At 69.3% G+C, this 22,504-nt stretch carries 26 protein-coding genes and 1 pseudogene; 22 read left to right on the forward strand and 5 right to left on the reverse strand.

From position 1 onward, the window contains the following. Positions 1-122 precede the first annotated feature (122 nt). The 13 genes and pseudogenes from CRP56_RS41195 (at position 123) to CRP56_RS41255 (ending at position 10,273) form a co-directional block, all read left to right on the forward strand. The gene (locus CRP56_RS41195) at positions 123-1,280 is read left to right on the forward strand and encodes an acyl-CoA dehydrogenase family protein (RefSeq protein WP_097275008.1); all 1,158 of its coding nucleotides are present in this window, start codon (positions 123-125) and stop codon (positions 1,278-1,280) included. Between the two features lie 213 nt (positions 1,281-1,493). Beyond that, positions 1,494-1,892: a hypothetical protein gene (locus tag CRP56_RS41200; RefSeq protein WP_097273001.1), complete on the forward strand. Its 399-nt coding sequence runs from the start codon at positions 1,494-1,496 to the stop codon at positions 1,890-1,892. A gap of 51 nt (positions 1,893-1,943) precedes the next feature. Continuing rightward, positions 1,944-2,960 carry a phenol 2-monooxygenase gene (locus CRP56_RS41205; RefSeq protein WP_097273003.1) on the forward strand — a complete coding sequence of 339 codons (1,017 nt, stop codon included), beginning with the start codon at positions 1,944-1,946 and terminating at the stop codon, positions 2,958-2,960. Beyond that, a complete protein-coding gene (locus tag CRP56_RS41210; protein WP_095855690.1) occupies positions 2,957-3,244 on the forward strand; it encodes an MmoB/DmpM family protein in 288 nt (95 codons plus the stop codon). Before CRP56_RS41205 ends, CRP56_RS41210 begins: the two co-directional genes overlap by 4 nt. Position 3,245: 1 nt before the next feature. Continuing rightward, positions 3,246-4,796 (forward strand): YHS domain-containing protein, encoded by a 1,551-nt coding sequence (locus CRP56_RS41215; protein WP_097273006.1) that lies wholly within the window; start codon positions 3,246-3,248, stop codon positions 4,794-4,796. 1 nt (position 4,797) lies between these two features. Next, positions 4,798-5,118 carry a phenol hydroxylase subunit P4 gene (locus CRP56_RS41220; RefSeq protein ID WP_097273008.1) on the forward strand — a complete coding sequence of 107 codons (321 nt, stop codon included), beginning with the start codon at positions 4,798-4,800 and terminating at the stop codon, positions 5,116-5,118. A gap of 80 nt (positions 5,119-5,198) precedes the next feature. Further along, on the forward strand, positions 5,199-6,251 hold the full coding sequence (locus tag CRP56_RS41225; protein WP_097273010.1) for an NADH:ubiquinone reductase (Na(+)-transporting) subunit F: 1,053 nt from the start codon (positions 5,199-5,201) through the stop codon (positions 6,249-6,251). A 9-nt stretch (positions 6,252-6,260) separates the two neighbouring features. Then, a complete protein-coding gene (locus CRP56_RS41230) occupies positions 6,261-7,364 on the forward strand; it encodes a mandelate racemase/muconate lactonizing enzyme family protein (RefSeq protein WP_097273012.1) in 1,104 nt (367 codons plus the stop codon). A gap of 30 nt (positions 7,365-7,394) precedes the next feature. Beyond that, positions 7,395-8,264, forward strand: coding sequence for a catechol 1,2-dioxygenase (catA, locus tag CRP56_RS41235; protein WP_097273014.1), 870 nt, complete (start codon positions 7,395-7,397; stop codon positions 8,262-8,264). An 18-nt stretch (positions 8,265-8,282) separates the two neighbouring features. Beyond that, entirely contained in the window at positions 8,283-8,579 is a 297-nt protein-coding gene (catC, locus tag CRP56_RS41240; protein WP_097273016.1) for a muconolactone Delta-isomerase, read from the forward strand. 101 nt (positions 8,580-8,680) lie between these two features. Further along, a pseudogene (locus CRP56_RS48725) lies at positions 8,681-8,819 on the forward strand (3-oxoadipyl-CoA thiolase); the annotation flags it as partial. A 20-nt stretch (positions 8,820-8,839) separates the two neighbouring features. Continuing rightward, a complete protein-coding gene (locus tag CRP56_RS41250; RefSeq protein WP_257041686.1) occupies positions 8,840-9,652 on the forward strand; it encodes an alpha/beta fold hydrolase in 813 nt (270 codons plus the stop codon). A gap of 9 nt (positions 9,653-9,661) precedes the next feature. Continuing rightward, entirely contained in the window at positions 9,662-10,273 is a 612-nt protein-coding gene (locus tag CRP56_RS41255; RefSeq protein WP_097273018.1) for a helix-turn-helix domain-containing protein, read from the forward strand. Between the two features lie 337 nt (positions 10,274-10,610). On the opposite strand, the gene CRP56_RS41260 is transcribed toward CRP56_RS41255, so the two are convergent. Continuing rightward, on the reverse strand, positions 10,611-11,462 hold the full coding sequence (locus CRP56_RS41260; protein WP_097273020.1) for an IclR family transcriptional regulator: 852 nt from the start codon (positions 11,460-11,462) through the stop codon (positions 10,611-10,613). Between the two features lie 164 nt (positions 11,463-11,626). On the opposite strand from CRP56_RS41260, the gene CRP56_RS41265 reads away from it, so the two are divergent. From CRP56_RS41265 to CRP56_RS41290, 6 genes are all read left to right on the forward strand, one after another. Continuing rightward, positions 11,627-12,460 carry an alpha/beta fold hydrolase gene (locus tag CRP56_RS41265; RefSeq protein WP_097273022.1) on the forward strand — a complete coding sequence of 278 codons (834 nt, stop codon included), beginning with the start codon at positions 11,627-11,629 and terminating at the stop codon, positions 12,458-12,460. Between the two features lie 19 nt (positions 12,461-12,479). Further along, positions 12,480-13,385: an alpha/beta fold hydrolase gene (locus tag CRP56_RS41270; protein ID WP_097273024.1), complete on the forward strand. Its 906-nt coding sequence runs from the start codon at positions 12,480-12,482 to the stop codon at positions 13,383-13,385. Then, a complete protein-coding gene (locus tag CRP56_RS41275) occupies positions 13,382-14,962 on the forward strand; it encodes an FAD-dependent oxidoreductase (RefSeq protein ID WP_097273026.1) in 1,581 nt (526 codons plus the stop codon). The genes CRP56_RS41270 and CRP56_RS41275 overlap by 4 nt, the downstream gene beginning before the upstream one ends. Next, positions 14,959-16,284, forward strand: a complete 1,326-nt coding sequence (locus tag CRP56_RS41280; RefSeq protein ID WP_097273028.1) for an amidohydrolase family protein — start codon at positions 14,959-14,961, stop codon at positions 16,282-16,284. The genes CRP56_RS41275 and CRP56_RS41280 overlap by 4 nt, the downstream gene beginning before the upstream one ends. Positions 16,285-16,422: 138 nt before the next feature. Continuing rightward, positions 16,423-16,752: a hypothetical protein gene (locus tag CRP56_RS41285; protein ID WP_097273031.1), complete on the forward strand. Its 330-nt coding sequence runs from the start codon at positions 16,423-16,425 to the stop codon at positions 16,750-16,752. Next, positions 16,749-17,201: a hypothetical protein gene (locus tag CRP56_RS41290; protein WP_097273033.1), complete on the forward strand. Its 453-nt coding sequence runs from the start codon at positions 16,749-16,751 to the stop codon at positions 17,199-17,201. The genes CRP56_RS41285 and CRP56_RS41290 overlap by 4 nt, the downstream gene beginning before the upstream one ends. A 47-nt stretch (positions 17,202-17,248) precedes the next feature. Here the strand turns inward: CRP56_RS41290 and CRP56_RS41295 are convergent, their stop codons facing one another. After that, complete coding sequence (locus CRP56_RS41295) at positions 17,249-17,875, reverse strand: TetR/AcrR family transcriptional regulator (RefSeq protein ID WP_218878021.1); 627 nt, start codon at positions 17,873-17,875, stop codon at positions 17,249-17,251. Between the two features lie 243 nt (positions 17,876-18,118). Here CRP56_RS41295 and CRP56_RS41300 point away from each other — a divergent pair, with 243 nt between their 5' ends. From CRP56_RS41300 to CRP56_RS41310, 3 genes are all read left to right on the forward strand, one after another. Beyond that, complete coding sequence (locus CRP56_RS41300; RefSeq protein ID WP_097273037.1) at positions 18,119-18,310, forward strand: hypothetical protein; 192 nt, start codon at positions 18,119-18,121, stop codon at positions 18,308-18,310. A gap of 216 nt (positions 18,311-18,526) precedes the next feature. After that, a complete protein-coding gene (locus tag CRP56_RS41305) occupies positions 18,527-19,165 on the forward strand; it encodes a restriction endonuclease (RefSeq protein WP_257041688.1) in 639 nt (212 codons plus the stop codon). A gap of 345 nt (positions 19,166-19,510) precedes the next feature. After that, positions 19,511-20,200, forward strand: coding sequence for a GAF and ANTAR domain-containing protein (locus CRP56_RS41310; RefSeq protein WP_257041689.1), 690 nt, complete (start codon positions 19,511-19,513; stop codon positions 20,198-20,200). 140 nt (positions 20,201-20,340) lie between these two features. Here the strand turns inward: CRP56_RS41310 and CRP56_RS41315 are convergent, their stop codons facing one another. From CRP56_RS41315 to CRP56_RS41325, 3 genes are read right to left on the reverse strand one after another with little or no spacing between them, the layout of a single operon-like run. Further along, positions 20,341-21,165 carry a phosphatase PAP2 family protein gene (locus tag CRP56_RS41315; RefSeq protein WP_097273041.1) on the reverse strand — a complete coding sequence of 275 codons (825 nt, stop codon included), beginning with the start codon at positions 21,163-21,165 and terminating at the stop codon, positions 20,341-20,343. Continuing rightward, positions 21,162-21,773, reverse strand: a complete 612-nt coding sequence (locus CRP56_RS41320; RefSeq protein ID WP_097273044.1) for a phosphatase PAP2 family protein — start codon at positions 21,771-21,773, stop codon at positions 21,162-21,164. Before CRP56_RS41320 ends, CRP56_RS41315 begins: the two co-directional genes overlap by 4 nt. Beyond that, on the reverse strand, positions 21,770-22,438 hold the full coding sequence (locus tag CRP56_RS41325; protein WP_097273046.1) for a DedA family protein: 669 nt from the start codon (positions 22,436-22,438) through the stop codon (positions 21,770-21,772). Before CRP56_RS41325 ends, CRP56_RS41320 begins: the two co-directional genes overlap by 4 nt. Positions 22,439-22,504 lie beyond the last annotated feature (66 nt).

The raw sequence follows: 22,504 nt of genomic DNA on the forward strand, positions 1-22,504 counted from the left end.
GACGGGTAATCTCGCAAAAGCAAGCGCTTAGTCAGGCGCTTGGTCCCCTCAGTGTGCTCGCCCGTCCGCTGGTCTCAGCTGGTCGCGAGGCTGGTCGCGAGCTTTGACGAAGGAGCATGTCCGTGCGCCGTACGGTATTCAACGAAGATCACGAGGCGTTCCGGGAGACCCTGCGCGCCTTCATCGAGGCCGAGGTCGTTCCGGTCCACGACGAATGGCTCGCCGCCGGCCAGGCGCCGCGCGAGTTCTACTACAAGCTCGCCGAGCTGGGCCTGTTCGGGATCAGCGTGCCGGAGGAGTACGGCGGCGCGGGCTTGGACACCCACAAGTTCGAGGCCGTCCAGTACGAAGAGACGGCCCGCGCCGGTGTCTCCTTCGGCGGGTCCGGGGTCCACGTCAACCTCTGCCTGCCGTACATCAAGCTGCTCGCCTCCGACGAGCAGAAGAAGCGCTACCTGCCCAAGTTCGTCTCCGGTGAGGAGATGTGGGCCATCGCGATGACCGAGCCGGGCACCGGCTCCGACCTCGCGGGCATGAAGACCACCGCCAAGCTCTCCGAGGACGGCACGCACTACGTCCTCAACGGCGCCAAGACCTTCATCACCGGCGGTGTGCACGCCGACCGCGTGATCGTCTGCGCCCGCACCGCCGCCCCGACGGCGGAGGACCGCCGCCACGGCATCTCCCTCCTCGTGGTGGACACCAAGTCCGAGGGCTACTCGGTCGGTCGCAAGCTCGACAAGCTCGGCATGAAGACCTCCGACACCGCCGAGCTGGCCTTCGTAGACGTCAAGGTGCCCGTCGAGAACCTCCTCGGTGAGGAGAACAAGGGCTTCTACTACCTCGGCCACAACCTCGCCTCCGAACGCTGGGGCATCGCCTACGGCGCGTACGCGCAGGCCAAGGCCGCCATCCGGTTCACCCAGCAGTACGTGCAGGATCGGGTCGTCTTCGGCAAGCCGGTCGCCACGTTCCAGAACACCAAGTTCGAGCTGGCCGCCTGCAAGGCCGAGGTGGACGCGGCCGAAGCCGTGATCGACCGCGCCACGGAGGCCCTCGACGCCGGTGAGCTGACCCCCGCCGAGGCCGCCGGCACAAAGCTCTTCTGCACCCAGGTCGCCCACCGTGTGATCGACCGCTGCCTCCAACTGCACGGTGGCTACGGCTACATGAACGAGTACCCGATCGCGCGCCTGTATGCGGACAACCGCGTCAACCGGATCGTCGGCGGCACCGACGAGATCATGAAGACGATCATCGCGAAGGACATGGGTCTGTAGGCATCAGGCACTCCGGTCCCTGCTCGATCGGCTCGACGTCGAGTAGATCGAGCAGGACGTCTTCCGAACATGACGCCCCGGATATCAATCCATTAGTAACCGATATTTCACACGTCATTGCGGCGCTGTAACACTCAGAGCAACCGCAGGCCGCGGCAGTGGCGCACCGCCCGAGCGGCCCCGCGGACGTCAGCTCGGACCAAGGAGCGCCCGATGACGCCGTTCATGATTTCCGTGATGTCCCTGCTCGACGGGGCGCCACCGCCCGTGCCGGACACCGAACCGAGCCAGGCCGGCCCGGTGGCGGTCCTCACCGACACGCAGGTCGTCGTCCGGTCCCTCGCAGAGCAGTTGATCTGCGAGGCGAACACGGTCCTCCGGGACCACGGCACCGCCTTCACCCTGGTGGACGCGACCGGCCCCGGAATCCTGTCCTTCACCATCGGCTGCGGCGAAGCCGAAGCCCGGGTGGAGACCGCCGTGTCCGGCCGCACCGCCGTCGCCCGGCTCACCGCCCCCGGTCTCCCGGACGACGTTCCGCGCCGGCTCACCGGCGAGGACGAGCTTCAGGCACTCCTGCTCGGCCTGATCGCCGCCTCCGTACGCCGCTGAAACAGCGCGGCAACCGTCCCTGATGCCGATGAAGCCCGTCAGGAGAAGCTCGTGCAATACGAACTGCGCTACCGGGTCCTCGAACCGAGGCGCCAGACCTACCAGAACGTGATCGACCGCCTCGGCGACCAGCCGGCGAGCCGCTATCTCGAAGCGACACTCGACGTCGAGCCGAGGGAGAACTTCCACTACCGGCCCACCTGGGCGCAGGACCGAGAGCTGTACGACGAGCGGTTCTCCGCCCTGCGGCTGACGGATCCGTACAGCTACACCGATCCGCGCCAGTACTACTACACGCCGTACGTGACCCAACGGGCCGCGCTGCACGACGAGTTCGGCAAGACGCTGGGCTACCTGGAGGCGCGCGACCTGCTCGCGAAGCTGCCCGAGGCGTGGCACACCGTGCTGACCTCGGTGGTCGTCCCGCTCAGGCACTACGAGTCCGGGGCCCAGCTGGTGAGCGTCTCCGGCGCCCGCTTCGCCTACGGCACCTCCCTGGAGCAGTGCTGCACCTTTGCCGCGTTCGACCGGATCGGCAACGCGCAGATGCTCTCCCGGGCCGGGATCGCCGCCGGCGGCGGTACTGCCGAGGCGCTCAAGGAGGCCAAGCGGCAATGGCTTGACGGCGAGCACCTCCAGCCACTGCGCCGCCTGACCGAGGAGATCATGGTCGTCGAGGACTGGGCGGAGGGCCTGCTGGCCGTCGACCTCGTCGACTCACTCGTCTACCCGCTGCTGTACCAGCACCTCGACGAGACCGCGCTGCTCGGCGGGGCCGGCGCGTACAGCCTGGTCGCACAGCACCTGGCCACGTGGTACGCCGACCAGCGCAAGTGGCTGGACGCGCTGCTCACCTGCTGGGCGAACGACCCGGAACGCGGCGAGGACAACCGCGCCGCTCTGACCCGGATCGCCGCCACCTGGTCCGACCGGGCACGCGACGCGGTCGCGGCCCTCACCGAGGCGATCGACCAGGCGCTCCCGCAGGCGGCGAGCACCACTGTGCTCGGCGACCTCGCGGAAGCCCACGCCACCGCATGGACCAAGACCACCGGAGGCGCCGCATGAGCACCGGAACACTGCGCCAGGTCGCCATCGACCTCCAGGAGTCCGAGGAGAACCGGGCCCTGATCGAGGCGATCAAGGACGACAACCCCGAACTGACCCTCCGTCACCTTCCCGGCCTCGTCAAGCTGCAGGCGGCGGGCCGGATCGTCATCAACCGCGAAAGCGTCGAGACCCGCCTCGGGCGGGAGTGGGAGACCGGCGAGTTCCAGCTGGCCATCGTCTCCTACACCGGCAACTTCTCCGAGTGGGACGACGACCGGATCATCGTGAGTTGGGAGCACTGACATGAGCGTGCCGACGAAGAAGGCCGCCTCGAAGCCGGCCCGCAAGCTGCCGCTCAAAGAGCGCTATGCGCTGCTGACCCGCGATCTGGACTGGGAGCCGGGCTACGTCGACCGTGAGCAGCTCTTTCCGCACACCCGCTACGAGGGCATCAAGATCCACGACTGGGACGGCTGGCAGGACCCCTTCCGGCTGACCGTGGACGCCTACTACAAGTACCAGGCCGAGAAGGACAAGCGGCTGTACGCCGTGCTGGACGGCTTCGCCCAGAGCCAGGGTCACCTGTCGCTGTCGGACGCCAGCTATCTGAACGCCATCAAGCTGTTCATCCAGGGCGTCACGCCCCTGGAGTACGCGGCACACCGGCACTTCGCCTACCTGGCCCGCCACTTGGAGGGCCCGGCCCCCCGGTTCGCGGCGCTGTGCCAGAGCGTGGACGAACTGCGCCACTGCCAGACGCAGATCCACACCATCAGCAACTACAACAAGTACTACGGCGGCTTCCACAGCTGGTCGAAGATGCACGACCGGGTCTGGTACCTGTCGGTGCCCAAGTCCCTCTTCGACGACGCGATGACCGCCGGGCCGTTCGAGTTCCTCATCTCCATCTCGTTCAGCTTCGAGTACCTGCTGACCAACCTGCTGTTCGTACCGTTCATGAGCGGCGCCAGCTTCAACGGCGACATGCCCACCATGTCGTTCGGCTTCTCCGCCCAGTCCGACGAGAGCCGGCACATGACCCTGGGCCTGGAGGCCATCAAGTTCCTGCTGGAGCAGGACGAGGGCAACGTGCCGATCATCCAGGACTGGATCGACAAGTGGTTCTGGCGGGCGTACCGGATGTCCGCGCTGGTCGCGGGGATGATGGACTACATGCTGCCCAAGCCGGTGATGAGCTGGCGCGAGGCATTCGAGCTGTACTTCGAGGAGCAGATGCTCGGCGGGCTCTTCCCCGACCTGGAGTACTACGGCATCCAGCCGCCCCGGCACGTGAACGACGCGATCGCCGAGAAGGACCACCTCTCGCACCAGGTCTACAAGATCCTGCACAACTTCTCGTTCGCCGCCGCCTTCACCACCAAGACGCCCGACGAGGCCCACATGAAGTGGCTCGCCGAGCAGTACCCGGACTCCTTCGACCAGGTCTACCGGCCGGTCTGGGAGAAGCACCGGAAGATCGAGGCCGACGACGGCCGGGTGTTCTTCCAGGGACTGCCGCAGCTGTGCCAGGTCTGCCAAGTTCCGATGGCCTTCACCGAGCCCGGAAATCCGGCCCGGATCTCCTTCCGGCGCAGCACATTCCGCGACGAGACCTTCCACACGTGCAGCGACGGCTGCCAGTGGATCTTCGAACGGGAGCCGGAGAAGTACGTCCAGGCCTGGCTCCCCGTCCACCAGATCTACCAGGGCAACTGTGGCGGCCCCACCGTGCCCGACGTCCTCGCCTGGTACGGCATCCAGGAGGGCGACAACGGCGAGTACACCGGCTCGCCCGACCAGCTCGCCTGGGCCGCGTGGCACGGCGACGGCGACCGCGACGGCAAGGCGGTGTGAGATGACGGTCAAGGCGCTCTACGACTACGAGTTCCCGTCGGCCGACCGCGCCGAGGTGTTCGGCGACGACCAGCTGGTCTACGTGCACTGGCGGGGCAACCCGCTGTTCTGCTCGGCCGCCTGCTTCCGGGTGCCGAAGAACATGCCGTTCGCGGAGTTCGTCACCTCGATGGTGCATGGCTGGGCCGCGTCCGACCCCGACTTCGACCCGGCATCGGTCACCGACTGGCGGCTGTTCGACGAACCGCTCACCGGCGGGCAGGACAAGTCGCTCGCCGACCTCGGCATCGGACACAAGGCTCTGCTCAGCTTCGCGGTCTGAGCGGCCACCGCAATCCACCCGCGGGTGCGGGCGCTGCCCGAGAAGTCCCGCACCCGCGGGTCCGGCAAGGGAGAACCGCAGTGACCACTCACACCGTCCGCATCGAGCCGCTCGGCGCGGAGATCGAGTGCCGTGAGGACCAGACGGTACTGGACGCCGCCCTGCGCGAGGGCATCTGGCTGCCACACGCGTGCACCCACGGCACCTGCGGCACCTGCAAGGCACAGATCCTCGAGGGCGACGCCGACCTCGGTGACGCCTCCCCGTACGCGCTGTTGGAGAGCGAACGTGAAGAGGGCTGCGCACTGCTGTGCGTGGCCTGCCCCCGCGGCGATCTCGTCGTGGAGGGCGAGGTGGACGTCGAGGAGGGCGTGGACATCCACCCGGTGCGGGACCGGGCGGGCCAGGTGACCGTCGTCGAGGACATCGCCCCGGACGTGCGGCGGGTCGTCATCACGCTGGACGAGCCGCTGGCGTTCAACCCGGGACAGTACGTCCTGCTGGACGTGCCCGGCGACGAGCAGCGGCCGTACTCCATCGCCAGCAGTCCCGCCGACGGCGGCCGTATCGAACTGCACATCAAGCGTTCCGAGGGCGGGGTGTGCACCGACGGCTGGATCTTCAAGACGCTGAGTGCGGGGGAGCGGGTCACACTCTCCGGTCCGTACGGCCAGTTCTCCTTCCGGCCGCTGCGCGAGGAACCCGTTCTCCTGCTGGCCGGCGGCACCGGCCTCGCTCCGATGGTGTCGATGCTCCGGCACCTGGTCGAGACCGGCACCGAGCGCGAGGTGGTGCTCTACCACGGCGTCGCCACCCAGGAAGACCTCTACGACGCGGAGTGGTTCGAGACGCTTCAGGCGGAGCACGACTGGTTCACCTACCGCCCCGCCCTCTCCCGCGACAGCTGGCAGGGCCGCAGCGGGCGAGTCCCCGCCTTGCTGGCCGAGGACTATCCCCGCGCCTCCGGCCACGTGGCCTACGTATGCGGCAGCCCCGCCATGGTCGCCGACACGCTGAAGGCCCTGATGAAAGCGCGCCTCTTCCCACGTGACATCTACCGGGAGGACTTCTTCGACACAGCCGACCGCGCTGCCGGCACTCACGTCGTGCGCAGTCCGCTCATCCGCCGATAAGGACCAGACGTGAAGATCACCAGGATCGAGACGATCCCGTTCGCCATCCCCTACCGCAAGGCGCTGCGCTTCGCGAGCGGAGAGGTGGGCACGGCCGAGCACGTACTCGTCCGCGTCCACACCGAGGACGGGATCACCGGCACGGCGGAGGCGCCACCCCGCCCCTTCACCTACGGCGAGACCCAGGCGTCGATCATCGCCGTGATCGCCACCGTCTTCGCCCCGCAGATCCTGGGCGAGTCCGCGCTGCGCCGCGAGGCGATCTGGACCCGGCTGGCCAGGACGGTCGGCAACCCCACCGCCAAGGCCGCCCTCGACATGGCGCTGTGGGACGTCATAGGCCAGTCGCTGGGCGTGTCGGTGACCGAGCTCCTCGGGGGGTTCACCGACCGGATGCGGGTCGCCCACATGGTCGGCTTCGCCCCGGCGGCCGAGATGGTGGCCGAGGCCGAGAAGCTGCGCGCCGAGTACGGCATCACCGCCTTCAAGGTGAAGGTCGGGCGCCGCCCCTACCGGGACGACGTCGAGGCCACCCGCGCCCTGCGGGAAGCCCTCGGCGAGGACGTGGAGCTCTACATCGACGGCAACCGGGGCTGGACCGCGGCCGAATCGGCCCGCGCCCTGCGCGAGCTGGAGGACGTGGGCCTCACCTTCGCCGAGGAGCTGTGCCCGGCTGACGACGTCCTCGCCCGGCGCTGGCTCGCCGAGCACAGCAGCATCCCGCTGTACGCCGACGAGAGCGCCACCCGGCCCGCCGAGGTCACCCGCGAACTCCTCGCCGGAGCGGCGCACGGGGTGAGCGTGAAGACGGCACGCACGGGCTTCACCCAGTCCCAGCGCATCGTCCACCAGTGCGAAGGCCTGGGCGTCGACGTGGTGATGGGCAACCAGATCGACGGCCAGATCGGCTCCCTGTGCAGCGCCGCGTTCGGAGCCGCCTTCCCGACCACCGCGCGGCGCCCCGCGGAACTGTCCAACTTCCTCGACATGACCGACGACCTGCTCACCGAGCCGCTGCGGATCGAGAACGGCACGGTCCGCGTACGCGCGGCCGCCGGCCTCGGCATCGAGATCGACGACCACAAGCTGAAGCACTACCGCCAGGACACCTGACCCTTCCACCAGCTCGAAGGAGAGCCGGACATGACCGACGTCACCACACAGCAGAGCACGGAACAGAAGGCCACCGCCGCTGCCTCCGGAGCCTCGGCGACCGAGCGTTTCCAGGCCAAAGAGCGCAGCGAGGCCGCCAGTAGCGAGGAGCGGGTCAGCACGCTCGCCTCGGAGGTCCTGGCCGCGGTACACGACGTGATCCGCCGTCACAAGGTCACCTACGCCGAGTACGACGCCCTCAAGGCCTGGCTGATCCAGGTCGGCCTCGACGGTGAGTGGCCGCTCTTCCTCGACGTGTGGGTGGAACACGTGGTCGAGGAGGTCAACAACGAGGCCCGCCCCGGCAGCAAGGGCACCATCGAAGGGCCGTACTACGTGCCGGACGCCCCGGCCCTGTCCGCGGACGCCACCCTGCCCATGCGCGAGGGCGAGAGCGGTACCCCCCTCCTCTTCCAGGGCCAGGTGCGCAGCGCCGACGGCACCCCGCTGCCCGGCGCCCTGGTCGACATCTGGCAGGCCGACGCCGATGGCCTGTACGCGCAGTTCGCGCCGGGCCTGCCGGAATGGAACCTGCGCGGACGGCTCACCGCCGACGAGAAGGGCACCTTCCGTATCCGCACCGTCGAACCGGCCCCCTACCAGATTCCGACGGACGGCTCCTGCGGCAAGCTGATCGCCGCCGCAGGCTGGCACGCGTGGCGCCCCGCCCACCTCCACCTGAAGGTCAGCGCACCCGGCCACCAGACGCTCACCACCCAGCTGTACTTCCGTGGCGGCGAGCACGTCACCGATGACATCGCCTCCGCCGTCAAGCCCGAGCTGGTCCTCGACCCCGCCCCGGCGGCGGACAGCAACGGGCACGAGGTCCACTACGACCTCGAGCTCGCGCCGGAACAGTGAAGGACCGGAGGAAACGCGATGCTGTTCGCGGTGCGCATGGACGTGGAGATTCCGCGGGACCTCGACCCGGAGGTCCGCGCGGACCTGGTGGCCCGGGAGAAGGCCTACTGCCAGGAACTGCAGAAAACCGGTGAGTGGGTGCACATCTGGCGGTGCGTCGGCCAGTACGCCAACATCAGCGTCTTCGACGTCGCCGACAACGAGGCGCTGCACCGGATCCTCTGGAACCTGCCGCTCTTCCCCTACATGAGCGTCGAGGTCACGCCCCTGGCCCAGCACCCGTCCGACCTCGCGGCCGGCGAGGAAGTGGCCTGACGGACACGGGCCAGCGGCTGAGCGGGGTGTCGAACAACCGCGGCGCCCTGGAATCCGGTCTCGCGGTCCTGCTGGCCGCGGGCCGGATCGCCCGGGTAACCGGCTCTTACATCGGCGCCTCTGGTGCCCGCCTCGCCCGGCGCCGTCGCCCACCAGCTCGCCCGCCGGGGCAGTGGCGCCGGCACCGCAACCCCGTGTATCGGCGCAGGCCAGGGCATCGCCCTCCGCCTCGAACGCTGAGAACCTCCACAGGAGCCGCAGTGAAACGTCGCCCTCTGCTGCATCACCGGGTGCTCGGTCCGATCGACGCGCCGCTGCTCGTCCTGGGACCCTCGCTCGGCACGTCGACGACCGTATGGGACCCCCATGTGGCGGTGCTCGCCGAGAGCCACCGCGTGCTGTGCTACGACCTTCCAGGGCACGGCGGCTCGCCGAGCGATCTCGTCCGGGGTCACAAGCCCGGCCGTACGACAGTCGGCGACCTTGCCCACATGGTCCTGGACCTCGTCGCCCAGCACGGCCGGGACCGGTTCCACTACGCCGGCATCTCGCTCGGCGGTGGTGTGGGGGTGCACCTCGCACTGCGTCAGCCGGACCACATCGCCTCGCTGGCGCTGGTCTGTTCCTCGGCGTACTTCGGCCCGCCGCGGTTCTGGCAGGAGCGCGCCGCTCTCGTACGACGCGAGGGGACCGGCGCCCTGCTGGAGGCCATGCCCGGCCGCTGGTTCGCCGATCCCGGCACAGCCGCGAGCTCCCTGGGGAAGACGCTCCTGCAGGACCTCGCCAACGCCGACCCGATCGGCTACGCCGCCTGCTGCGACGCCCTTGCCGCCTACGACGTCCGGCGCGACCTGAGAAGGATCACCGCCCCCACGCTCGTGCTCGGTGGCTCCCAGGACACCGCCACACCCCTGCCACATGCCGGGGAACTCGCCGAGGGTATTTCCGGGGCGAAGTCGGTGACGGTGGATACGGGTCATCTCGCCGTGGAAGAGCCACAGGCCGTCGGGGCGGCGTTGCTGGCCCACCTCCGAATGGCGGGCGGCGCGGAGGACGCCGACCGGAACTCGTAGAGTGGCCGTGTGTCACAAGGAAACAGCGTTGTCGCGCGCAATGTGCGCCTTCTCAGGGAGCAGCGCGGCCTGTCCCTGGCCGAGTTGGCGCGCCGGGCGGGGCTGGCCAAGCAGACACTGTCGAATCTGGAGCAGGGCACGGGCAACCCCACGGTCGACACCCTGTTCTCCATCGCCACGGCCCTCGGCGTGCCGGTGACCCGGCTCGTCGCCGAGCGGGAACAGGTCATCAGCGTGCAGCGGGGCGACGAGGTTGTCTGGGAGCAGCACGGAGGGTACGAGTCACGGTCGCTCGACCACATCTACGGCTCAGGTGTGATCGAGAACTACGTGGTGCGCATCGGCCGGCCCGGCGACGGTGCGGGCACGCCGTCCGAACCGCACCCGGTGGGCACGCTGGAGCACCTCTACGTCATCAGCGGCAAGGTACGTGTGGGACCCGTCGACAGCCCGCTGGAGCTTGCCGAGGGAGATTTCGCGCGCTATCCGGGCGACCGGCCCCACATGTACGAGTCACTGGCGGACGAGAGCCTGGTGCACATCGTGGTGAGCGTGCCGCGCGTCCAGCCTGGCACCGGCGGGACGAACGTGGCGCGGACCCACGGGAACGACAGACGCTGAGCTTCGCCGCACCTGGTGTGCCGCATCTCGGCACAACCCATTGGCCCACCCCCGGGACAGGGCGGAACCTGGCGTTGGCCGCTCGTCAGGGCGGTCCGGGGTCGCCAGGCGTGAGCGTCCGGGCATACACCGTGGTGTTCTTGCGCCCACGCCGGGCCGGCCACCGTTCTCCGCGTCCAGACCAGGGGTGGTCATGTCGGAGACCGGGGTCCACCCACAGACGGGTGGGGCCGGACAGTCCGCGACGGCATGGCAGGCGGATCGGCCGGGTCGGTGTGTCCGATCCGCCTGCCTGGTGACCTCGGTGCCGCGTGTGCCGGGGGCACCGGCGGTCCGCTCAGGCCGCCGGCGGCCTGCTCACGTCGTACGGCGCTGCCGCTTGGCGTGCCTTCGCTGCGGTGAGGGCGCGTGCCGCCTCGAAGGCCACGCGGCGCAGGGCCGGGGCGTATCGGGACGGCTCGAAGCGGTGGTGGGCGCCGGCGACCGAGAGCGCCGCCACCGGACGTCCGGAGGCACCCATGATCGGCACTGCGACACAGGTCAGACCGGGGGCGACTTCCTGCCGGTCGTAAGCGATGCCGTCCTGGCGGATGCGCCGCAGCTCCTCCCGGAACCGTCGCGGGTCGGCGAGGGTGTACTCGGTGCGGGCCGGGAGGCCGGCCGATACGGCAGCCTCGGCCGCGTCGTGGTCGAAGGCCAGCAGGGCCTTGCCGACGCCGGTGCAGTACGCGGGCAGCCGGACGCCGATCTTGGAGGGGGAGCGGGCGGCCCGATGGCCGTGGATCTTGTTGACGTACACGATGTCGGTGCCCCGCAGGACCGCCAGGTGCACGGTCTCGTGCGTCAGCTCGTACAGGTCCACGAGATGGGGCAGCAGCTGCTCGCGGAGCAGCACTGGGGTCGCACCGTACACTCGCTCGCCCATGGTGAAGAGCTCGCTGCCCAGTCGGTAGTTGCTGCCGACCCGCTCGACGAGATCGTTGCGCTGGAGGATGCCCAGCAGACGGAACGCGGTTGACTTCGTCAGCTGCGAGCGGCGGGCCAGTTCGCTGACGCCGATCTCCCCGTCCATCGAGGCGAGCGACTTCAGAAGAACCAACGCCTTGTCGACCGCGGTCTGCTGACCGTCGGTCGGCGCGCCGGGTGGTGCGTGTGCGGCGGTGTCGGCAGAGGAGGACTGGACTGGCATAGCGGGCTCCGGTGATCCATGGAGGGCTATTGAAATGGACGTGCGTCCACTGTAAGTGTCCATTTCTTGGTTGTAAACGCCCGGCGTGCGGTGTGACGGACGCCGCGCAAGCCAGGCTTCGCCCCACTTGACACGACCGCTATATCGGTAACAGTGTATCCATTATGAGTACCTGGTCTGAGCCCCAGTCCGATTCCCGGTTCGTCGAGGTGGGCGGCCTGCGCGTGCACTACAAGCGTGCTGGGCACGGCCCGGCACTCGTGCTGCTGCACGGCAGTGCTTCGTCCCTGCAGCACTTCGACCGCGCGACGGATCTGCTGTCGGATGCCTTCGATGTCATCCGTCCCGACCTGCCGGCGTTCGGACTGACGGGCCCGCGCAAGGACCGCGACTACCGCATCCCGGCGTACGCCGCGACAGTGTCGGGCTTCCTGGAGGCGCTGGGCGTGCCGCGCTACGCGGTGGCCGGCAATTCCCTGGGCGGCAACATCGCCTGGAACGTCGCGCTGGATCATCCGGAGCGGCTGACCGGCCTGGTACTGGTCAATGCCACCGGCTACCCGGAGAAGACGGTGCCCGCGGGGATGCGTCTGGCCCGCAATCCGCTGCTGCGGCCCCTGTTGAGGCGGGTGATGCCGCGCGGGGCACTCGAACGCAACCTGCGCGAGAACGTCGGGCCGCATTCGCAGATCGTGGACGACGCCATGGTGGACCGCGCCTATCAGCTCATGAGCCGCCCCGGTAACCGCTCGGCCTTCGTCGACTTCTGCAACACCGACCAGCCCGACCGCAGCGCGCAGATTCCTCGCATCACGGTGCCCACACTCGTGCTGCGCAGCGCGAGCATCGACGGCCAGCACTTCGCCCGCGACATCCCCGGCGCCCAGGAGCTCGTCCACCCCCACGGCGGACATCTGCTGCCGGAGGAGGAACCGCAGTGGGTCGCGGACGCGATCGCGAAGTTCCTCGGCTCCTGTGCCGACACTCCCGCGAACTGAGGGCAAGGAGGCCCGTTCCATGAAGTACTTCGTCGCTCCGAGCGAGGATCGCAAGCTCACCGCCGACTCGCGGGGGGCGCTGCGTGGCAGTTTCATCGAGCTGTCCGACGGCGTCACCCACTACGAGTTGACGGGCCCCGAGGACGGGGACGTGGTCCTGATGGCGGGCGGTCTGACCATCCCGCTGTTCTACTGGGACGGCCTCGTCAGCGAGCTGCACGCCCACGGGCTGCGCACGCTGACCTGCAGCGCCTACGGCCGCGGCTACTCCGACCGGGTGCGGGCGCGATACGACGAGACGCTGTTCGCGCGGCAGCTGGCCGAGCTGACGGACCGGCTCGGCCTGACGGCGCGGCCCCTGCACCTGGTCGGCACTTCCATGGGCGCGTTGGTCGGCATGACGTACGCCGCCCAGTACCCCGCGTCCATCGCCACCCTCACCATCGTGGGCCCTGCCGGTCTTGCGAAACCCCGGCTGACCTCCCCTCACCGGCTGCTGCGCAATGACTGGCTGGCCGGACTCATCGCCCGGCGGCGCGGCCGGCAGATCCTTCAAGGACACCTGGGACACAACGTCCGCGACCCCGAACTCGGCGCGAAAATAACCGAGATGGTCCTCGACGCGTTCCGCTTCGAGGGCTCGCTGTACGCGGTCTTCGACACCCTGCAGCACCTGCCTTTCACCGGCCGTGACGACCTCTTCCGGCGCACGGGGGCCCTGGGCATTCCGACGCTGCTGCTGTGGGGCGACGAGGACGACGTCACGCCGCTGACGCACTTCGACACGGCGCACGCTCTACTGAAGCCTCAGAAACATCACGTAATTACTAAATGCGGGCATATGGCCCCATTCGAACGGCCTCGCGACGTCGCCGATCAGCTCGTCCCGTTCGTGTCCGCACGCACCGAAAGGCTCGGCTCATGAACAACCCGCAGGCCATCGATGTACTGATCATCGGTGCCGGCCCCTCGGGTTCCGCCTTGGCGATCGACCTCGTGCGCCGTGGACTCGACGTCCGGATCGTCGACAAGTCCCCCCACGCTTTCGACGGTTCGCGCGCCAAGGGCATCCAGCCCCGCAGCCTCGAAGTCCTCGAGGACCTCGGCGCTCTCGATGACGTGTTGGCCGGCGGCGACAACTATCCCAAGCTCGGGCTGCATGCAGGACCCATCGGTGTGCCGTGGAGGATGTTCCCCGAAAGAGAGGCCACCTCGGACGTCCCGTACCCGAACACCTGGCTGATCCCGCAGTTCCGCACGGACCGCGCCCTGCACGCCCGGCTCGGTGAGCTCGGCCGCGAGGTCGAGTTCTGCAAGGAACTGACCGAGCTGACGCAGGACGCGGACGCGGTGGTCGCCAAGGTGGTCGGCGCGGACGGGGTCGAGGAGATCGTCACCCGCTATGCCGTGGGGGCCGACGGCGGCTCCAGCGCGGTGCGCAAGCAGCTCGACATCGGTTTCGTGGGGACCACGGACGAGGCCGACCGCGTGCTGATCGTGGATGCCTCCGTCAGTGGCCTGGCCCGCAACCGGTGGCACATGTGGCCCGGCCGCGGCGGCAAGCTCATCGCCGCCTGCCCGCTGCCCCACAGCGACATGTTCCAGTGGATGATCCGGCTCACGCCCGACGAGAAGCCGCCCCAGGAGATCGGCGCCATCATCGACCGGATCCACTCCCACACCCGCAACCGGCACATCCAGCTGCACGAGATCCACTGGAAGTCCGTGTTCCGGCCCAACATCCGTCTCGCGCAGCACTACGGCCGCGGACGTGTCTTCCTCGTCGGCGACGCCGCGCACGTCCACACCCCGGCCGGTGCCCAGGGCCTGAACACCGGTATGCAGGACGGCTACAACCTCGGCTGGAAGCTCGGCCAGGTCCTCGCCGGAGCCGACCCGGCCCTGCTGGACACCTACGAGGCCGAGCGGCAGCCGATCGCCGCCGGGGTCCTGGGCCTGTCCACGGAGAAGTGGGGCGGCATCGCCAAGCTGGACCCCTCCAGCATGAAGCGCGGCAAGGACGAGCAGCAGCTCTCCCTGACCTACTACGGCGGCCCGCTCGCCCGTGCCAACAGCGGCGACACCAGCACGCTGCACGTGGGCGACCGCGCCCCGGACGCCCGACTGCTCGGAGCCGACGGCGCCGAGACCCGCCTGTTCCACCTCTTCCAGGGACCGCACTTCACCGCCATCGCCTACGGCCCCGGCGCCGCCCGAGACCTCGACCTCCTCCACTGGCCGACGACGGGCGCCCAGTTGAAGCGGCTCACCGTCGGGCCGCCCGCGGGCTTCTCCGACCCCGGGAACACGCTGCGCAGCGCCTACGGCCTGACCGGCGACACGCTGCTGCTGATCCGTCCCGACGGCTACATCGGGCACATCGCCACGTCGGATTTCCTCACCACGACACAAGCCGCCGTGCGGGCAATGACGCCGGAGGCAAGGAGCCGGGCCATGTTCCAGCCGAGCCACACCTCGTGCGGTTCGGGGGCCGCTGAATGAGCCGCATACTGCTGCGCGGGGCGCAGGTCATCACGATGACGCCGGACCGGCCGGACGCCGAGCATGTCGACATCCTCGTCGACGGCGAGACCATCGCCGCCGTCGGTGAAAACATCGAGGCGCCCGACGCCGAGGTCGTCGACTTCTCCGGCCGCGTCATCATCCCCGGTCTGGTCAACGCCCATCTCCACACCTGGCAGACCGCGCTGCGTTCGGCGGGCGCCGACTGGACGCTGATGCAGTACCTCACGCACCTGCACGGGGAGTGCGTCGGGCACTACACCCCGGCCGACATGCACATCAGCAATCTCGCCGGCGCGCTGAATCAGCTCAACTGCGGGACGACCACGGTGGGCGACTGGTGCCACAACGCCCTGTCGCCCGAGCACGCCGACGCGGCCGTCGAGGGACTGGTCCAGGCGGGAATCCGTGCCGTCCTCCTGCACGGCACGCCCTACCGCTCCCCGGATGCTCCTCACCCCCTCGGCGAGATCGACCGGCTGCTCGACGGCCCCGTCCGCGAGCACGCCCTCCTGACCCTGGGCATGGCTCTGCAAGGGCCGCAGTATTCCTCGCCGGAGACCGCGGTGGCCGACTTCCGGGCCGGTGCGGAACGCGGGCTCGTCGTCTCGATGCACCAGAGCGGCGGCGAACCCTCACCTGGCTGGGAAGCCGTACGCGACGCTGGGCTGTTCAGCGCCCTGACCAACGTCGTGCACGGATCCGACATGCCCGCGGACTGGCTGAAGACGCTGGTCGGGGCGGGCGTCACCTTCACCATCACCCCGGAGAACGAACTGGGCCAAGGGCACGGCACACCCATCACGGGACCCCTGCTGAGCCTGGACGCGGCACCCTCCCTGGGCACCGACATCGATACCGCCGTACCCGGCGCGGTCCTCACCGCGGCCCGGATCGCGCTGGCCCACCAGCGCAGCCTGGACCATGCCCACCTCCGGCAGACGACCGGCATGTACGCCAACACACCGTCTGTCACCAGCAAACAGGCGCTTGCCTGGGCCACGGTCGAAGGAGCGAAGGCACTGGGCCTGGCAGACAAGGTGGGCCGGATCGAGGCGGGCATGCAGGCCGACCTGGTCGCCGTCGACGCCCGGGCGCTCAACCTGTGGCCGGCGCACGACCCGGTTGCCACGGCCCTGCACGCCGACATCGCCAACATCGAGGCCGTGATGGTCGCCGGCACCTGGCGCAAACGCGATCACGTCCTGCGCGCACCCGGCCTCGACGAGGTCATGGACCAGCTGCGCGAGTCCGGAGAGCGGCTGCTGCGCAGCATCCGGCCCGTGGGCTCCCTCGGCTGACATACCGCCACGGCCCCCACGCATGGCCGGCGCGCCGACGCGTACGCCACCCCGTCCGCGTCGGCGCGCCGGCACCCCGCGGCCTCGTTCCCACAGCAAGAAAGTGCCGTGAGCAGCCCTATGCCGACTACTGCGGGCATGCCCCGCGACGCCCCGCACCAAGAGCGCATCGTCCAGGCGGCCATCGCCCTTCTGGACGAGGGCGGCATCGAGAGTCTGACCATGCGAAGACGCGGCAGCCGTCTCGGCCGCGCCCGTCACATTGATCTCAGCATCAACGGATCCGCGCCCCTCCTGGCGGTCTACGTCAGCGTGGCCACCGTCAGCATGACCGCCTACACCTACGACGAACTGGTGCTACGGCACAGGGAACCCCGGGCGGACTACCCGTCCACCGTGTCGAGCGGCCGACACCCGACATCCTCGACCTCACCCTCACGCCCACCGGTGAGACGACGCTTCCCGTGACCGGAGGCCAGTTCGTCTACCTGCGGGTCGGCGGCTGGCTCAAGGGCCCTTACGGCATGTTCGACCACACCCTCGGCGGACCCCGGCAGATATGGATCGCGGGCGGCATCGGTATCGCGCCCTTCCTCGGCTGGCTCACCCATCCCGGTGCAGCGCCGCCCCGCACCGACCTCTTCTACTGCGCCCCCACCGCCGAAGACGCGCCGTTCCTCCTGGAACTCACCGCTGCGGCAGCACACCGCCCCGAGTTCCGGCTCCACCCGACATTCAGGCGCAGCCACGGCCGGCTGACCGCCGAAAGAATCCAGGCCCAGGCCGGACCGATCACCCCCGACACACACGTCTTCCTCTGCGGCCCCGCCTCCATGATCGAGAACCTCACTCGCGCCCTTCACCGCCAGGGCGTCCCCCGCCAGCACCTCTACGCCGAGCACTTCGCCTTCCGCTGACGAGCCGCCGTAGGCGGGCGGCCTCAGGTTCGCAGCGTCCTGGCTGGTCAGGCGTCGTCGCGCAGGCGGGCAAGCCCGCGGATAAGGAGTTCGAGTCCGAAGGAGAACTCGTCCTCGATCGGAACGGGCATCGACTCGGCGACGGTGACCGTCGCCGGGAACAAGGCTGGATCGACGCTCTGAAAGACAGCGGACAGTTGCGCGTCGTCGAGTTGCCCGCCACCGCCATGACCGTTGACCTGTATGGCGAATCCGAGAACGTAGCGAGACAGGGTCGCATACGTGTGCGCGGCCAGTCGCGGCGGGAAGCCGCTGTCGAGCAGCGCCGCGACGGAGTGCTCCCGCAGCGCCATGGCGTTCGGCCCCAGGGGAATCTCTTCGACCAACAGGCGCGCCGCGTTCCGGTGCCGGGCCAGGGCCTCGAACATGGTGTGCGCGACCGTCCGCAGCGCTTGCTGCCAGCCCATCGCGAGGAGTTCGTCGCCCTTCAGTTCCACGGCGCCGAACATGCGGTCCACGACATGGGCGACCAGCGCTGCCCGGTTGTCGAAATGCCGGTACAGCGTCGCCGTGCCCGAGCCCAGGCGCTGGGCCAGCGTCCGCATCGAGAGAGCGTCGGCCCCTTCATCGTCCACGATCTGCAGCGCGGTAGAGACGATGCGCTCCAGCGGCACGGGCGGACGCCCCGGGCCCCGACCCGATCCCGTGGTCGCTCGCATAGGTCCAGCTGCTGCCACCGAAACGTGCACCTCCTTTGGCCGGCACCATAACAGCAACACCGTATCCACTTTGGAGATCGTCGGTTGGGCGTGGACCGCCGGGGGCGCCGCGGTCACGGCTCAGACATCACAACGCGGCAGCTCACAGGCGCGTGCTGGTCGGGGTGCTGGGTGTGCCTGGACGGTGCCCCCGACCGCATGGTCGATCTGTCGGTCCCCCAGGGCTTTCCCAGCAACAGCAACCACATGCCGGGCGGACCCGACATCGAACCGATCACCCTCGTCCTGAGCAACAGCGCCCGCTGCTCGTTCGCCGGTGGCGGGACCGCAACGCTCGCGGGGCCCAGCGGAGCCGGCGTCTCCACGCCGATCACGACTGTCTGCGAGTAGCGCGCTGACAGCCACGCTGCTGAATCAGCGGATGGTCGTATCGGTCGCCGGATCCGGCTGAGCGGAATCGGTCATGGCCGAGTCGCGCTCTTCCGGGCTTGTCCTGCGGTGCCGACACTCTCGGTTCAGGAAGGTTCGGGGGAGGGTGAGATGGCTGTTCATCGTGGACGGAAGCCGGCTCGTCGTAGCGGGCGGGTGACAGGAGCAAAGCCGATCGTGCTCGGCGGAGGCGGCCTGCTCATCGTTCTGATGGCGTTCTGGTCGGAGGTGTGGCCGTACGTCGTCGGGAGCGTGGTCCTCGGCGGTATCGGAGTCGTGGGCTGGTGGCTGTGGCGCACTGACCGGAGGGTGCGTGCTCGGGACCGCCGTTGGCGCCAGGACGAGGCGGTGAAGGCCGGTCGGCGGACCCTGGCCGAGGTGGATGCGATGACGGGCACGGAGTTCGAGGAGCTGGTCGCCGACTTGTGCCGCAGGGACGGGTGTACGGAGGTCCGGCGGGTGGGTGGTTCGCACGACAACGGTGCTGATGTCGTCGGTCGTCTGCCGGATGGCCGGACGTTTGTGATCCAGTGCAAGCGGTACGCGCCCAGCAGCACCATCGCCAGCCGTGAGCTACGTGATCTCCTGGGTGCCAAGGTCCACTTCCAGGCCGACGTGGCGGTGTTTGTGACGACCACCAGGTTCAGCCGTCCTTCCGAGACGTTCGCGGTGAAGCACGGCATTCTCGCTGTGCACCGCGATCACCTCGGCTTGTGGAACAACGGAACCTCCCTTTTGGCACTGAGCCGTGTGAACGGTCGCGGCCAGGGCGACTCCCGTCACCGAGCGCGGTGGAAGCAGGCCTACGGGAAGTGACCCGCGTGCAAGAGCCGTTCGCCGGTGAGCCGGAGCTCTTGTCGTACGGTCGCCACGCCGGGTACCGCACGGCAAGGTTGACCGTCCCGGAGATCCGCGACCTATTCCCTGCCGTCTTCGCCCCACCCGCCTCTGTATCCGGTCAGGCTGCTGCACTGGTCTCACTGGCGCAGACGTCACCAGGCAACGGCCCGACGCAGCGACTACCGGCGGCGACGCAGTTTTGTTCGGGAGTGGGACAGCCGTTTTGCGTACGCCGCGCGGAGCAGCTCCCTGTTTAGGGTGGAGGGCGCGTGCAACGCTGGGTATGAGGCTTGTCCAGGCCGGACGAGCGATGGAGGGGTAGTGGACTGGGCACGGTTCGCGCTGCAGATGGCGTCGATGGCGAGGGAGCTGCTGGCGCAGGACTCGGTGACCTCGACGCTGGAGCGGATCACGGCCTCGGCCACGGAGCTGGTCGAGGGCTGTGACGCGGCCGGCATCCTCGTCCTGCACGGCACGCGGGTGGAATCCCTCGCACCCACCGATCCTTTTGTCGTCGAAAGCGACGCCCTGCAGCAGCAGGTGGGTGAGGGGCCCTGCTTTGATGCCGTCCGCACTTCGCAGGGCGACCGGGTCTTCCGCATCGCTGATCTCACCACCGAGCACCGGCGCTGGCCCGCTTACGCTCCCCGCGCCCAGGCACTGGGGGTGGGCAGCATGATGGGCTTTTTGCTGTTCACCGACGAAGAGGATCTCGGCGCGCTGAACCTGTACTCGCGCAAGCCCGGCGCCTTCGACTCCGACAGCGAGACCGCCGGGTGGCTGCTCGCCTCCCACGCCGCGGTCGCCTTCTCCAGCGCCCGCACGCACGCCCAGATGGAACAGGCCGTCGCCACACGCCACATCATCGGCGAGGCCATGGGGATCGTGATGGGCGCCCACCGCCTCACCGAGGATGAAGCCTTCGCGGTGCTGCGCCGCTACTCCCAGGAGAACAACATCAAACTCCGTGAGGTCGCCCGCCGTGTCTGCGAAGAGGGCATCCTGTCCTGACCGCGTGGTGGGAACGGCTCCTCCAGCTCCTGGCTGAACTGGAGGGGCCTTGGCCGAGCCGGCCCCCTGGGGAACGCCGCCGAACCCGGCCTGTCCACCCAAGTCCCCTCGCCGTACGCCCCGACACCTTCCGTGTGTCGTCAGTCGTGTGGCCTGGTCGGGGGTGGCCCCGCGCCGGGGAAGGTCACGATCAGCCGTCCCTGGGCATCCAGGCGGGGCTGCCCGCTCAGCCGTACGCTGCGCTCCTGCCCATCGGGCCGGCAAGGATCTTGTGGTGCATGGTCCTCCGCCGGATCGTCGGCCGTAGAAGGTGGGCCCGAGGTGAATGATGCGGGAAGCCATCGGGCCATCCCGTACAGGCACACTCCGAGCCAGCCGGTGGCGAACAGCCAGCCGCCGATGACGTCGCTGAACCAGTGCACGCCGAGATAGACGCGGGACAGGCCCACCAGCACGCCCCAGCACCCGATGACGACCCGGAGTGGGGTGGCGCCGCGCCGGGCGCGCATGGAGAGGGCGACGATCAGCAGCCCGGCGGTGAGCGCCGCTGTGGTGGTGTGCCCGGAGGGGAAGGCCCAGCCGCCCGCGGACGCCGCCCAGTCGGCGTGCGGCGGACGCGGCCGCTGGAGGAGTGTCATCACCCCGTAGCGCATCGCCTGTCCGCAGCCGATGCAGGCAAGGCTCAGCGCGGCGGCACCCATGCGCTGCCGCGCGGTGTGCCCTGCGACCAGGCCGGCCAGCGCCGCGAGGGCATACGGGACGGCGCCGCTGCCGGTGGCGGTCACCCCGCGGGCCAGCGCCGTCGCCACGTCCGGGCGATGGCCGAGCGACCAGACCAGCAAGCTGTCGTCCGGCCACAGGGGAGCGCCGTTCTGGCCGATCACGACCCAGGCGAGAAGGCCGAAGGCCATGAAGGCACCGAGACCGACGGTGCCCGCCAGGTCGGCAGTGTCGTGCCGGTTCATGAGGTCGTCACCAGCAGGCGCAGGCGCAGGCGGCCGGAGCGGATCCACCCGCCCAGGGCCGGGGACCACCGCCGTGCCGCGGTCATCGACAGGAGTGCGACGAGCCCGCCGACCAGTACTCCGGCCACGACATCGTGCGGATAGTGCACGCCGACCCACACCCGGGAGGCCGCCATCGCCACAGCGGCCACGGACGCGGCCACCCCCAGCCGGCGTGAGACGAAGAGCAGGGCCACCGCGGCGGCGGCCGCGATCGCCGCATGGTTACTGGGGAAGGACCAGTCCCCGGGCGCAGGACACGCCTCCAAGGTCTTCACGTGCAGGCTCTGGCACGGCCGCTCCTCGCTCACCAGCAGCTTCACCACGGCATCCACGCCGTACGCCACTACTACGACAACCGGGACTGCCAGCGCCGTCACCACTGCCGCGCCCCCGGCCCGGCGCGCGAACCACCAGCCGGCGCCTGCCAGGACAGCGAACACGACGAGCCCGTACGTCGACCAGAACGACACCGCGCCGTCCAGCCAGCCCGGCGCATGCCCGGCCGTACGCACCACGTCCAGGTAGGCGGCGCCGTCGATCGACTGCCCGTCGAAGGCCATGATCACCTGCTTTCCGCCTTGGAACCGGCGCTCCGACGCGACCTGCGTACCTCGGCAAGAACCGGGATCAGCGATACGACGACGATCAGCGCCACGAGCGGGAGCAGGTAACGGTCGATGTTCGGGATCGACGAGCCCAGCGCGTACCCCGCGAGTGTGAGGCCGACGCTCCACACGAGCCCGCCGACGACCTGCCACAGCGTGAACGTCCGCACCGGCACCTCCAGTGCGCCCGCCATCGGATTGAGCACGGTCCGCACCACCGGTACGAAGCGGGCCAGCACGATGGCCTTCGCGTACCCGTACCGCTCCAGCAGTTCCTCGGCGCGCTTCGCACCCTCGTGCAGGCGCTGTGAGCGGCTGCGGGCCAACACGGCTCCGCCCGCCTTCCGGCCGAGCAGGTACCCGCACTGCGCCCCGACCAGCGCACCGGCCGCGGCTGCGACCAGCAACGGGCCGAGGGACAGGTGCACACTGTGGTCGGTGGAGCCCGTGCACAGCAGGCCCGCCGTGAACAGCAGTGAGTCGCCCGGCAGGAAGAAGCCGATCAGCAGTCCCGTCTCGGCGAACAGCACTGCCCCGACCCCCAGCACTCCGAAGGCGGCCAGCAGAGAATGGGCATCGAGCACGTTGACAGCGAGCTGCGACGATAGGTGGACGGGTGTGGACATCGTCGCGACCCCTTCGGCCTGTCGGAGCGGGCGCGTCCCAAGCACCCCCACCACTGACTACAATCG

The sequence above is a fragment of the Streptomyces sp. TLI_55 genome, assembly GCF_900206255.1.
Lineage (GTDB): Bacteria > Actinomycetota > Actinomycetes > Streptomycetales > Streptomycetaceae > Streptomyces > Streptomyces aquilus.

What these genes read in the sequence shown, in the direction of transcription:
- CRP56_RS41315 (WP_097273041.1), bottom strand. Translation starts at nt 21,165, where the DNA reads ATGAACCGGCACGACACTGCCGACCTGGCGGGCACCGTCGGTCTCGGT.
- CRP56_RS41265 (WP_097273022.1), top strand. Translation starts at nt 11,627, where the DNA reads ATGAGTACCTGGTCTGAGCCCCAGTCCGATTCCCGGTTCGTCGAGGTG.
- CRP56_RS41300 (WP_097273037.1), top strand. Translation starts at nt 18,119, where the DNA reads ATGGTCGATCTGTCGGTCCCCCAGGGCTTTCCCAGCAACAGCAACCAC.
- CRP56_RS41285 (WP_097273031.1), top strand. Translation starts at nt 16,423, where the DNA reads ATGCCCCGCGACGCCCCGCACCAAGAGCGCATCGTCCAGGCGGCCATC.
- CRP56_RS41280 (WP_097273028.1), top strand. Translation starts at nt 14,959, where the DNA reads ATGAGCCGCATACTGCTGCGCGGGGCGCAGGTCATCACGATGACGCCG.
- catC (WP_097273016.1), top strand. Translation starts at nt 8,283, where the DNA reads ATGCTGTTCGCGGTGCGCATGGACGTGGAGATTCCGCGGGACCTCGAC.
- CRP56_RS41270 (WP_097273024.1), top strand. Translation starts at nt 12,480, where the DNA reads ATGAAGTACTTCGTCGCTCCGAGCGAGGATCGCAAGCTCACCGCCGAC.
- CRP56_RS41260 (WP_097273020.1), bottom strand. Translation starts at nt 11,462, where the DNA reads ATGCCAGTCCAGTCCTCCTCTGCCGACACCGCCGCACACGCACCACCC.
- CRP56_RS41215 (WP_097273006.1), top strand. Translation starts at nt 3,246, where the DNA reads ATGAGCGTGCCGACGAAGAAGGCCGCCTCGAAGCCGGCCCGCAAGCTG.
- CRP56_RS41275 (WP_097273026.1), top strand. Translation starts at nt 13,382, where the DNA reads ATGAACAACCCGCAGGCCATCGATGTACTGATCATCGGTGCCGGCCCC.
- CRP56_RS41220 (WP_097273008.1), top strand. Translation starts at nt 4,798, where the DNA reads ATGACGGTCAAGGCGCTCTACGACTACGAGTTCCCGTCGGCCGACCGC.
- catA (WP_097273014.1), top strand. Translation starts at nt 7,395, where the DNA reads ATGACCGACGTCACCACACAGCAGAGCACGGAACAGAAGGCCACCGCC.
- CRP56_RS41210 (WP_095855690.1), top strand. Translation starts at nt 2,957, where the DNA reads ATGAGCACCGGAACACTGCGCCAGGTCGCCATCGACCTCCAGGAGTCC.
- CRP56_RS41200 (WP_097273001.1), top strand. Translation starts at nt 1,494, where the DNA reads ATGACGCCGTTCATGATTTCCGTGATGTCCCTGCTCGACGGGGCGCCA.
- CRP56_RS41325 (WP_097273046.1), bottom strand. Translation starts at nt 22,438, where the DNA reads ATGTCCACACCCGTCCACCTATCGTCGCAGCTCGCTGTCAACGTGCTC.